Below are 10784 nucleotides of genomic sequence, written 5' to 3'. Positions count from 1 at the left end.
CACCGGGGCAGGGCCGGCCATGCCTATGTGGCCGGCGGCGTGGCCGCCGGGCCCGGACGCGGGCCGGTGGCCGCGGCCCTGGCCAGGCGGCGGGCCAGCCTGCCGATGAAGAACTTCAGGGCGCCGGCAAGTACCGCTCCCGTCCCCGGGATGAGCGGGACGAAGCTGCCCTGCCAGACGATCTCGGTACCGCCGCCCACCGGCGCCAGGTCCACCGTCGCCAGATAGTCGCGTATCGGTAGCAGAGCCGAGCGGATCCGGTAGGCGTGCCGGCGGGCCGGAAGGTACTCGACGATCTCTTCACGGAGGAGCAGCGGCGGCCGGCCAACCCGGCACACCGCCCCCACGCCGCCCGGCTGGGGTGTGCCCTCCCGCTCCCACCACGATCGCGATATGAGCGGACCCGCCCACCGCGACCAGCCCGCGCCGTCCGCCAGGAGGTCGAACACCGCCGACGGCGCGGCCGGGGAGAGCTGGGTCACCACGTACACCCGACGCCGGCCGCTCATGACGCCCGCCGTCCGGTCCGTTCGCGCTGGCCAGGGCAGTCAGGCCGACCAGGCCGGCCGATCTGGCCGGGCCACCCGGTCCGTGCCACCGCAGCGGCCCCGGGACCGATGGCCGGCTGCTCCCTCATCCGACGGACGTCAGCCACAGCCCCCTACCTTTCATCAAGAACGCGGACGCATCAAGAACATGGGCGTAGGCACGGACGTGGATGTCGACACGGCAACTTATAGCTACATGAAATATTCATTCAGTTATATTCGATCTTCAGTCGGACGCGGACCGCCACGTCTCACGATGGAGCGCCCGCTCCAGCGGCCGGCGGTGGGCCCAGCCATGTCTTTCCAGGTCAGGGACCTGCTCGTGATGCGTGACCGGGCCGAGGCACAGCCACGCGACCGGCCGGACACCGTCGGGAATACCCAGCATGTCCTGGACGACCCGCTCGCGGAAGAACGACACCCAGCCGCACCCGAGGCCCTCGGCGGTGGCCGCCAGCCACAGGTTCTGGATCGCCAGGCACACCGAGTACACCCCCGCGTCGGCAATGGCATGCCGGCCCAGGACGGCGGGCCCGCCACGCCTCTCGTCATAGGTCACCACGACGGAAAGCGTGGACTCCAGGACGCCGTCTATCTTGATCCGGGCGAACCGGGCGGCCCGCTCGCCCGTCAGGGCCGCGGCAAAGACGGCGCGTTCCCGTCTGACATGCTCGTAAAAGGCACGCCGGGTCCGCTCGCTTTCGACCACGATGAAGTCCCACGGCTGGCTCAGCCCGACGCTGGGGGCGGCGTGCGCCGCGGCAAGCACCCGGCCCAGGACGCCGTCCGGGATCGGTGCCCCGGTGAACTGGGCGCGGACGTCCCGTCGCTGATGGATCACGCCGTACAGGTCCACTGGCATGGCAGGCTCCCGCTGTCCGCCACCCGCCCGTCGGCGGATGGCACGGATGCGAGGCCGGTCTTCGGACTCTCGGATCAGCACCTGACCGCCCGCCTTCCCGGACCGCGCGGTCCAGTGGCTGCTCCCGGGCCGCGTCCGACGGATCCTCGATCGCGGGGGCGGCCCCGGAGAAAAATCCGGACGACACACCCACATCGACCGACACCTGTCGGACCCGGCCCGTGCGCGTGGGCGGCGGCTCCCCGATCACCGCGGCGGGCCCGTGCCGGACTCACACCGGCTTCCCGATTCTCCCCGGCCACCTGGCCGCCCCGGGCACGCCCGACCGGTCACCCGGTCACGCGCCCGAGACCCCAGGCAACCTGAGGCACCTCGCGAACAATGCCACCACGATCATCCCACAAACCGACCGCTCCCGGACCCGTCCGTCCTGATCCGCCGCCCAGGACACGACGATCATGATCAGTAGATCTCCCTGCGGTGCCCCACCCTGACCACCGTCACGACGATGCGGCCATCGTCCACCAGGTAGACCATTCGGTAATCCCCTACCCGCAGACGCAGTGTCCCCGCTGGCTCGCCGACCAGCGCACGCACACCGGCCGGGCGCGGATCGTCCGACAGCCGGGTCACCGCAAGCAGCACTCGACGAGCCGCGGCCCTGTCCAGCTTGCGCAGTCCACGCAGGGCCCGTGTCGTCCACTCGACCTCGTACTTCAGTGTCAGAGCAGGCCGAACTCCGCCATCACGTCCCGATGCGGCACCCGGGGCTCGCTGGAGGCGAGCGCCTCCCTGGCGGCGATGAGATCGGATTCGTCCTCGGCTCTTTCCAGATCCCGCAGGTCGTCAATTGAAATGACCGCGGCGACCGCGCGACCATGACGGGTGAGCACAGTCCTCTCGTGGATGTGCTCCGCCCTGGACACGATCTCACCGAGATGGTCCCGCGCCTCGCTGATCGGCATCTCACCCATACCCCGGATTGTACAAAACGGGGAGAAGGCACGCTCCCCACCTGCCAATATGAGATGAAACAGGCAGTTAGTTCCATTTTGCGACTGGACGGATCGGGAGAAGAAGATCGTGATGGTAGCGGTGGCGGCCAGGCGGAGCTCGGCCGGCCAGCCGGCGTCGGCCTGGGCTATGCCGACCGGGCAGGACAGGCCGGTGCCGCCGAGGCCGCCCGCTTCCAGGCGTGCTCCGGGCGGCCTCCGCTTTCTGCCCCGTACATCTGTCCGTACACTCGTACGGACAAGACAGGGATGTGGATTATGGCTGCTTCGGCAACGTCAGGACGATTCGAGTTCCGAGTGCGGCCCGAGCTCAAGCATCTGATCGAGCGTGTGGCGTCCCTCACACACCAGACCGCGTCGGACTTCGCGCGAACCGCCGCGGAGGAGCGTGCCGTGGAGGTACTCCGGGAGCACGAACTCATCACGAGAGTCCCGGCGGACTTCTTCGACGAACTGCTCGCTTCCCTGGACGCTCCCGTGGAGCCCAACGACGCCCTGACCCGCGCCGCCGCATGGCTTGACTCCGTCATCGAGCGACGGTGACCGCGAGCAGATTCGTCAGCAGGCAGGGGCGAGGCAATGGTCTTAACTCACGCTCCGATGTTCTTGTCAGTGCTCGCATGTGTGGGCATGCTTTGAAGGCCGCTTCGATGTGGCCATCGAAAGGCCTAGCCTGACCCAGGGGAGGTGGGAAGTGACGCAACCCAACGCCTGGCCATACCCCGAGCCGTACGAATGGGCGGACAAACCCGACTCCGCTACCCAGCAGGCGATCGACGAAGCACGCGCGGACATCGAGGCCGGCGACTTCGTCATCCACGACGGCATCGAGGGCTTTGAGTCCTTCCTTGACGAGCTGGAGGCCCACCCCCGCGCAAGCTGAGGCGACGCGCCCGGAAGGTCGCACTTGCCGGATGTCGGCAAAGAATGTCGGTACCGTCCCCTCATGCCCACGTTCCAGTCGGTCGGCCGCTTCCGGGTCGAGTACGACCGGCTCAGCCGGGAGGAGAAAACCGCCTTCCGCGCGGCGTTACCGCTGTTCATTGCGGGAGTGGTCGCAGGCCACTTCCATCCCCGGCTCCGTGTCAAGAGCTTCAAGAAGATCCCCGGTAAGCCCAGTCCGCACGTCATCTGGCTGCGCATCGGCACCCACGGCATCTTCGAACGGTAGCAACCCCGCGCACACCGTGGGTCCGTGGCCACGGCGGGAACGGAGTAGGACGGACACCGCTGGATACCTGGAAACGTCCCATCGGCCGCCGAGTCACCCCGGCCGTCAGCCGGCGTCGGCCTGGGGTACCTGACGTGGAGTTGCCGGCCTTCAGGACGTCGCGGGGTTCGCCACCAGGTGTCCAACCCGGGTTAGAGTGTGTATGTGGAGATCTACGGCGTGGCCGTCCCGGAGCCTCACGAGTGGGTCGACGAGCCGGACCCCGCCACCCAGCAGGCGATCGACGAAGCGCGCGAGGACCTTGCCGCAGGACGATCGGTCATCTGTACCAGTGATGCCGCGTTCGACGCGCTCCTCCACGAGCTGTCCATGGACCCACACTCGAAGGCAAGCTGACCCCTCGAAAGGGCGCTCCCCTTTCGCCCTATTGTCGTGACCGTGCCCACCTTCGAGCCGGTTGCCCGCTTCCTCGCGGAGTTCCATCGGCTCTCCCCGGCGCAGCGGGCCGCGTTCCTGCGTACCGTCGCGCTGTTCCGTAAAGGGCTGACTTCGGGCTCCTTCCACCCGAAGTTGCGGGTCAAGGGCTTCAAGTCCGAGCCCGGGGTGTTCGAGATGACGTGGGCACGTGATGGTCGGGCGCTGTGGACGTACGGCGAGCCGATCCCCGGCAAGCCCGGCCCGCACGTCATCTGGCTGCGCATCGGCACCCACGACATCTTCGAGCGGTAGCTTCCCCACGTACGTAGTGGATCCGCGGCTACCGCAGGAACGGAGTGAGACAGACACCGCCGGATACCCTCGGACATCCAGTCGGCTGCCGGGGCCATCCCGGCCGCGGTCAGCCGGCGTCGGTCTGGGCTACGCCGACCGGGCAGGAAAGCCCTGTGCCGCCAATGCCACAATAGCCGTTGGGGACCTTGTGCAGGTACTGCTGGTGGTAGTCCTCCGCGTAGTAGAACGGGCCGGCGGGGGCGATCTCGGTGGTGATCGGGCCGAGGCCGGCGGTGTCGAGGACGGTCTGGAAGGCGTCCCGGCTGCCCCGCGCGGCGGCGAGCTGCTCGTCCGAGAAGGTGTAGATCGCCGAGCGGTACTGGGTGCCGACGTCGTTGCCCTGGCGCATGCCCTGGGTCGGGTCGTGCGCCTCCCAGAAGACCTTCAGCAGGTTCTCGTAGCTCACCACGGCCGGGTCGAACACCACCTGGACGACCTCGGTGTGCCCGGTCAGGCCCGAACAGGTCTCCTCGTACGTCGGGTTCGGCGTGATCCCGCCCGCGTACCCGACCGCGGTCGAGTACACCCCGGGGGTCTGCCAGAACTTCCGCTCCGCGCCCCAGAAGCAGCCGAGCCCGAACACGGCGGTCGCCAGCCCCACCGGGAAGGGCCCCTGTAGCGGTGTGCCGAGGACGGCGTGCCGCTCGGGCACGGCGAAGGCCGGTACCTCACGGCCGGGCAGCGCCTGCTCGGCCGTGGGCAGGGTGGACTTGTGGCGGGTGAAGAACATCTTCCACGACCTCCGGGACTTGTCCGGCCCGCGGTGACACGGCAAGAACATGACCACGCCACCGTGGGCACTTCGGCGACAGGGCCTGAAACGTCAACCCCTGCCACGCCCGGTACGTTCCCTGATCCGCCCGATTCCCGCGCTCGTCCAGCCCGTGTCCGTCCAGCCCGTGCCCGTCCAGCCCGGGTCCGCCCGGCTGGGCCGGACGGACAGCGGCGCGGTAGACGAACGGCCGGCCGATGGCAGGCCCGCCGGGTTCCCGCAGGGCTGCGGAGACCGCGCGGGAACGGCCGCCGCTGGCAGGAACCGCCAGCGGCGGCCGCAGGTGCTGGTGGGACCGCCCACGGGGCCGCCGAGCCTTACAGGACGAGGTCCTCCAGCATGGTGGTGACCAGCGCGGCGATCGGCGACCGTTCGGAGCGGGTGAGCGTGACGTGCGCGAACAGCGGGTGGCCCTTCAGGGTCTCGATCACGGACGCGACCCCGTCGTGCCGGCCCACCCGCAGGTTGTCACGCTGCGCGACGTCATGCGTCAGCACGACCCGTGACCCCTGCCCCAGGCGCGACAGCACGGTCAGCAGCACGCCGCGTTCCAGCGACTGCGCCTCGTCCACGATGACGAACGCGTCGTGCAGCGACCGGCCGCGGATGTGCGTCAGCGGCAGCACCTCGAGCATGCCACGGTCGACGATCTCCTCGATGACCTCCTGGGAGACCAGTGCGCCGAGGGTGTCGAAGACGGCCTGTGCCCAGGGCGCCATCTTCTCGTTCTCGCTGCCGGGGAGGTAGCCGAGATCCTGGCCGCCGACCGCGTACAGCGGCCGGAACACCACGACCCGCCGGTGCAGCCGGCGTTCCATCACCGCTTCGAGGCCGGCGCACAGCGCCAGCGCCGACTTGCCGGTGCCGGCCCGGCCGCCCAGGGAGATGATCCCGACGTCGGGGTCGAGCAGCAGGTCGAGCGCGACCCGCTGTTCCGCGGACCGCCCGTGCAGGCCGAACGCCTCCCGGTCGCCACGGACCAGGCGCACCTTCTTGTCCGCGGTCACCCGGCCCAGCGCGGAGGCGCTGCCGCCGGCGGCGGTGAGCACCAGCCCGGTGTGGCACGGCAGCCCGGCAGCGTCCGGGATCTCGACGGTCTCGCGGGCGTAGAGCCGGTCCAGGTCGTCCTGGGCGACGGCGAGCTCCGCCATACCGCTCCAGCCGGAGTCCACCGGCGTCTGCGCCCGGTACTCCTCGGCGGCGAGGCCGACCGCGGACGCCTTCACCCGCAGCGGCAGGTCCTTGGTGACCAGGACGACGTCGTTGCCCTCCCTGGCGAGATTGAGCGCGACGGCAAGAATGCGGGAGTCATTGTCATCCACCCGGAACCCCGGTGGGAGCACCGACGGGTCGGTGTGATTGAGTTCGACCCGTAGCGTTCCACCGTCGTCCAACGGCAGTGGCTGATCCAGTCGACCGTGGCGGATTCGTAGGTCGTCGAGGAGGCGAAGGGCCTCGCGGGCGAACCAGCCCAGTTCGGGGTGGTTCCGCTTTCCTTCCAGTTCTCCTACGACTACCAGAGGAAGCACCACATTGTGCTCCGCGAACCGCAGCAGCGCGCCAGGATCAGACAGGAGCACGCTTGTGTCGACGACATGCGTTCGTGGCACACGCCCACCCGCTTATTCGGAGGAAGTCCGGGACCGGGCCCCCCGCGGGAGGCCGGGCACCGGCCTCCTGGCGTTGTCGCGAATGCGGCACCGAGGGGCCTCCCGAATGGCCCGGCCCAGTGCCGGACCACGACTTGAGCCATCTTGGTCCCGCCTGATGGATCATCGTCGTGCGACACCCACCCGGCGTACCCAGTGCCACACGTTAGCTCCCCCGCCGCGAAAGCGCGACCATCTTCGCACAACACGCTCAGCAACGGTCACCGACCGTATGGTGATGGCCGATGGAAAATCGCTTGTACTCCAGCCACAATCATGATCATGATCTCTGGACCGTGCCGTAGCAGACAACTATGTGTCCCCGCGTTCGTATCCTGACGTTTCCCGGCGTTTACCTGGCCGGTACATCCCGACCGGAGAACAGAGCGCGCCCCGGCCGGAGAACCGGCGGCCACGGCACCGGCCGACGACATTTCCAGAGGACCCGGACAGAACGCCGCGGGACCTCCGGACAGATCAACCGGGCAGAACGGCCGGACAAATCGTAGGACGGATCGGCAGGACGGATCAGCAGGACGGATCAGCCGGACAGAACGACGGCAACAGGCGCACCGGCGGCAGACGGCACGGCCGCGGCAAACAGACGGCGACAAACAGACAGCGGCAAACAGACGGCCACAAACGGACGGCCGGCGCAGCCGGACAGCGGTAGGTGGACAGCGTCGGATGGGCAGCGTCGGATGGGCAGCGTCGGGACGCACCGGCCCGGGAGGGACGCCAGAGCACCGGACAAGGCCGCGACGACAACGATCGGGCCGGCGCCCTTGGCACATGCCGGACGCCGGCCCGATCCCCGTGGTCACACCCGCCGCTGCCCCGGAGCGGGGAGCAGCCGGCCCAGGTGTCCCGTCGTTCAGCCCTTCAGGCGCTCGACCAGGGCCTCCTGCTCGGACCACAGCTCGGCCGGAAGCGCGTCGCCGAAGGTCCGGTAGTGCTCGGGGATCAGCTCCGCCTCCTCCTTCCACAGCTCGGTGTCGAGGGTGAGCAGCTCGGCGAGGTCCTCGGCCGGGACGTCGAGCCCCTCTGTGGACAGCGCTCCGGGGGCAGGCAGGACGCCCAGCGGGGTCTCCACCCCGTCGGCCTCGCCCTCGAGACGGCCGATGATCCAGGCCAGCACCCGGCTGTTCTCCCCGAAGCCCGGCCACAGGAAGCGGCCCTGCGCGCTCTTGCGGAACCAGTTGACGTAGTAGATCCGCGGGAGCTTCGCCGGGTCCGTCCTGCGTCCGATCGACAGCCAGTGCGCGAAGTAGCCGGCCATGTTGTAGCCGCAGAAGGGCAGCATCGCGAACGGGTCACGCCGCAGCTTGCCGATCGCGCCGGCCTGCGCCGCGGTCGTCTCCGAGGCGACGATCGACCCGTAGAACACCCCGCGCTGCCAGGTCGGCGCCTCGGTCACCAACGGGACCGCGGTCGCCCGGCGCCCGCCGAAGAGGATCGCCGAGATCGGGACGCCCTTCGGGTCCTCCCACTCCGGCGCGATCGTCGGGCACTGGCCCGCCGGCACGGTGAAACGGGCGTTGGGATGCGCGGCCGGCTCGGGGGAATCCGGCGTCCAGTCCCGGCCCTTCCAGTCGGTCAGATGGGCCGGCTTGTCCTTTGTCAGCCCCTCCCACCACACGTCGCCGTCGTCGGTGCGGGCGACGTTGGTGAAGACCGTGTTGCCCCACAGGGCCGCGATCGCGTTGGGGTTGGTCTCCACGCCCGTGCCGGGCGCCACCCCGAAGAAACCGGCCTCCGGGTTCACCGCGTAAAGTCGGCCGTCCTCCCCGAAACGCATCCAGGCGATATCGTCACCGATGGTCTCGGCTTTCCAGCCCGGCAGGGTGGGAATGAGCATCGCCAGGTTGGTCTTGCCACAGGCCGACGGAAACGCCGCCGCGACGAAGTGGACCTTCCCGGCGGGCGAGGTGAGCTTGAGAATGAGCATGTGCTCGGCCAGCCAGCCCTCGTCCCGGGCCATCACCGAGGCGATACGCAGAGCGTAGCACTTCTTGCCGAGCAGGGCGTTACCACCGTAGCCCGAACCATACGACCAGATCTCCCGGGTCTCCGGGAAATGCGTGATGTACTTGGTCGAGTTGCACGGCCATGGCACGTCCTCCTGACCGGGCTCGAGCGGGGCACCCAGTGAATGCACGGCCGGGACGAAGAAACCGTCGTCACCCAGCTGCTCCAGGGCGGGCGCGCCCATACGGGTCATCGTCCGCATCGACACGGCGACATATGCCGAGTCGGTGAGCTGGACTCCGAGCGCCGAAATACGGGAGCCCAGCGGGCCCATGCAGAACGGCACGACATACATCGTGCGCCCCCGCATGCTGCCCTCGAACAGGCCCCGCAGTTTCACCTTCATCTCGTCCGGGTCGGTCCAGTTGTTGGTCGGCCCGGCGTCCTCGGGATTCCGCGAGCAGATGAAGGTGCGGTCCTCGACCCGGGCGACGTCGGTGGGATCGGAAGCGGCGTAGAAACTGCCGGGCCGCTTCTCGGGGTCCAGCGGGACGAACGTGCCTTTGTCGACCAGCAGGCGGGTCAGTTCCGCGTACTCCGCGTCAGAACCGTCACACCACCAAATCCGCTCCGGCTGGGTGAGTTCGGCGATCTCACGCACCCAGGCAAGCAGCCCGGCATGCCTGGTCGGGGCAGCGTCAAGCCCCGAAATCTGCGCCGCGGTCGTCACAGCTCCCACCTCCGCTTGAGTCGAGCCCACCACGGCCTCGCCATAGCACCTATGCCCACGCCATGGAAGGTCCACTCGTGCCCGGGGCTACAGAACGCACGCGCCGTCACCCCGCAACACCGCGCCCGCGCCATCACCGTCCAGCACATAGTGGATCAGCCACAGCCATAGGCGATTCGAGGCCGTGTACAGGATCTTTTGACTCTACCTTGGGAGCTTCCAACAGTCGCGCGGTCGAGCCACCGCAATCGGGCAAATCTTCCGTCACGAAGCCCGCGAGAAGCCGATCAACGACGCCCACTGGTAACCATGACGGGCGCAAGATACGGTGACCATGTGACCACGACCGCACCCGGCCGCGACTTCCGTCACCATCCAAGCGACCTGGTGCGACCAAGGATGCGCGGATGGTTGCACGCGGGCGCCTTCCCGGTCAGCCTTGCACTCGGCGTCATCGCCATTACGCTGGCCACGACGTTCCGTGCACGGGTGGCGGTGGGTGTTTATGCGCTAAGCATCGCCATGTTGTTCGGCACGAGCGCGCTGTATCACCGGAGGATGTGGGCAACATCACGCGCGCGATCTCTGATGAAACGGCTCGATCATTCCATGATCTTCGTTTTCATCGCCGGGACTTACACACCACTGGCCCTGCTCGCGCTTCCGCCGCGGACCGCCCGGACGATACTCGCGGTGGTCTGGGGCGGCGCCGCGGTCGGTATCGGGCTGCGGATGCTCTGGCTGCACTCACCGCGCTTCCTGATGGTGCCGCTGTACATCGCCCTCGGCTGGGTGGCGGTCTTCGTCATACCCGAGCTGCTGCGCACCGCCGGCGTCGCGGCGCTGGCCCTGATCCTCGCCGGTGGCGTTCTGTACAGCCTCGGGGCATTTGTCTACGCGTCCCGGCGCCCCAACCCGGCTCCGCGGACGTTCGGCTACCACGAGGTTTTTCACGCGTTTACCATCGTCGCGGCGACATGTCACTATATTGCCGTCATTCTGGCAATCTACGCAACATAACATGGGAATGGTCTGGCCGAAAGCCTGCTATCCCACGGGCCCGCCGGCCGGGGCGGCATGCGGGCTCACAGCTCCGGCCCCTCCGCGCGGACCTGTTCGACCTTCTCCAGCGCCTCCCGCAGGCGGGCCAGCCACGGTTGCGCGTTGTCACCGACCAGCCGGACGCACCAGGCCAGCGCGTCGCTCCGGCTGCGCGCGACCCCGGAGTCGACCAGCGTGTCGAGCACCTGGCGTTCCGGCTGCCGGAGCCTGGTCATCACCGGAACGGACAGGGTGGTGA

13 protein-coding genes, 1 pseudogene and 1 riboswitch are annotated in these 10784 nt (G+C 68.6%); of the genes and pseudogenes, 6 read left to right on the top strand and 8 right to left on the bottom strand.

Annotated elements, in window-relative coordinates; translation table 11 throughout:
• Nucleotides 1-23: 23 nt before the first annotated feature.
• From NBX02_RS03755 to NBX02_RS03740, 4 genes are all read right to left on the bottom strand, one after another.
• Complete coding sequence (locus NBX02_RS03755) at nucleotides 24-509, bottom strand: SRPBCC family protein (protein ID WP_250281459.1); 486 nt, start codon at nucleotides 507-509, stop codon at nucleotides 24-26.
• A 265-nt stretch (nucleotides 510-774) separates the two neighbouring features.
• On the bottom strand, nucleotides 775-1404 hold the full coding sequence (gene bluB / locus NBX02_RS03750) for a 5,6-dimethylbenzimidazole synthase (RefSeq protein ID WP_445548250.1): 630 nt from the start codon (nucleotides 1402-1404) through the stop codon (nucleotides 775-777).
• Nucleotides 1405-1445: 41 nt separating this feature from the next.
• Nucleotides 1446-1731: riboswitch (cobalamin riboswitch) on the bottom strand.
• A gap of 141 nt (nucleotides 1732-1872) precedes the next feature.
• The gene (locus NBX02_RS03745; protein WP_445548249.1) at nucleotides 1873-2130 is read right to left on the bottom strand and encodes a type II toxin-antitoxin system RelE family toxin; all 258 of its coding nucleotides are present in this window, start codon (nucleotides 2128-2130) and stop codon (nucleotides 1873-1875) included.
• A gap of 2 nt (nucleotides 2131-2132) precedes the next feature.
• On the bottom strand, nucleotides 2133-2384 hold the full coding sequence (locus NBX02_RS03740) for a type II toxin-antitoxin system Phd/YefM family antitoxin (protein ID WP_250281464.1): 252 nt from the start codon (nucleotides 2382-2384) through the stop codon (nucleotides 2133-2135).
• Between the two features lie 297 nt (nucleotides 2385-2681).
• On the opposite strand from NBX02_RS03740, the gene NBX02_RS03735 reads away from it, so the two are divergent.
• The 5 genes from NBX02_RS03735 to NBX02_RS03715 all read left to right on the top strand — a co-directional run bounded on the left by NBX02_RS03735 (nucleotide 2682) and on the right by NBX02_RS03715 (nucleotide 4323).
• The gene (locus tag NBX02_RS03735) at nucleotides 2682-2966 is read left to right on the top strand and encodes a type II toxin-antitoxin system TacA family antitoxin (protein ID WP_250281466.1); all 285 of its coding nucleotides are present in this window, start codon (nucleotides 2682-2684) and stop codon (nucleotides 2964-2966) included.
• Nucleotides 2967-3117: 151 nt separating this feature from the next.
• On the top strand, nucleotides 3118-3306 hold the full coding sequence (locus NBX02_RS03730) for a hypothetical protein (protein ID WP_250281467.1): 189 nt from the start codon (nucleotides 3118-3120) through the stop codon (nucleotides 3304-3306).
• Between the two features lie 63 nt (nucleotides 3307-3369).
• On the top strand, nucleotides 3370-3594 hold the full coding sequence (locus tag NBX02_RS03725) for a hypothetical protein (RefSeq protein ID WP_250281469.1): 225 nt from the start codon (nucleotides 3370-3372) through the stop codon (nucleotides 3592-3594).
• 204 nt (nucleotides 3595-3798) lie between these two features.
• The gene (locus NBX02_RS03720) at nucleotides 3799-3990 is read left to right on the top strand and encodes a hypothetical protein (RefSeq protein ID WP_250281471.1); all 192 of its coding nucleotides are present in this window, start codon (nucleotides 3799-3801) and stop codon (nucleotides 3988-3990) included.
• Nucleotides 3991-4032: 42 nt separating this feature from the next.
• On the top strand, nucleotides 4033-4323 hold the full coding sequence (locus NBX02_RS03715) for a hypothetical protein (protein WP_250281473.1): 291 nt from the start codon (nucleotides 4033-4035) through the stop codon (nucleotides 4321-4323).
• A gap of 109 nt (nucleotides 4324-4432) precedes the next feature.
• Here the strand turns inward: NBX02_RS03715 and msrA are convergent, their stop codons facing one another.
• The 3 genes from msrA to NBX02_RS03700 form a co-directional block, all read right to left on the bottom strand.
• On the bottom strand, nucleotides 4433-5095 hold the full coding sequence (msrA, locus tag NBX02_RS03710; protein ID WP_250281512.1) for a peptide-methionine (S)-S-oxide reductase MsrA: 663 nt from the start codon (nucleotides 5093-5095) through the stop codon (nucleotides 4433-4435).
• Between the two features lie 359 nt (nucleotides 5096-5454).
• The gene (locus NBX02_RS03705; protein WP_445548247.1) at nucleotides 5455-6747 is read right to left on the bottom strand and encodes a PhoH family protein; all 1293 of its coding nucleotides are present in this window, start codon (nucleotides 6745-6747) and stop codon (nucleotides 5455-5457) included.
• A gap of 913 nt (nucleotides 6748-7660) precedes the next feature.
• Nucleotides 7661-9484, bottom strand: a complete 1824-nt coding sequence (locus NBX02_RS03700; RefSeq protein ID WP_250281478.1) for a phosphoenolpyruvate carboxykinase (GTP) — start codon at nucleotides 9482-9484, stop codon at nucleotides 7661-7663.
• Between the two features lie 399 nt (nucleotides 9485-9883).
• Between NBX02_RS03700 and trhA the strand changes: the two genes are divergently transcribed.
• Nucleotides 9884-10504 carry a PAQR family membrane homeostasis protein TrhA gene (trhA, locus tag NBX02_RS03695; RefSeq protein ID WP_445548248.1) on the top strand — a complete coding sequence of 207 codons (621 nt, stop codon included), beginning with the start codon at nucleotides 9884-9886 and terminating at the stop codon, nucleotides 10502-10504.
• A 65-nt stretch (nucleotides 10505-10569) separates the two neighbouring features.
• On the opposite strand, the pseudogene NBX02_RS03690 reads toward trhA, so the two are convergent.
• Nucleotides 10570-10784, bottom strand: a pseudogene (locus tag NBX02_RS03690) (hypothetical protein); the annotation flags it as partial.

This window comes from Protofrankia sp. CiP1_Cm_nod1 (genome assembly GCF_920888515.1).
Lineage (GTDB): Bacteria > Actinomycetota > Actinomycetes > Frankiales > Frankiaceae > Protofrankia.
This window is presented reverse-complemented; position numbering and strand designations above follow the sequence as displayed.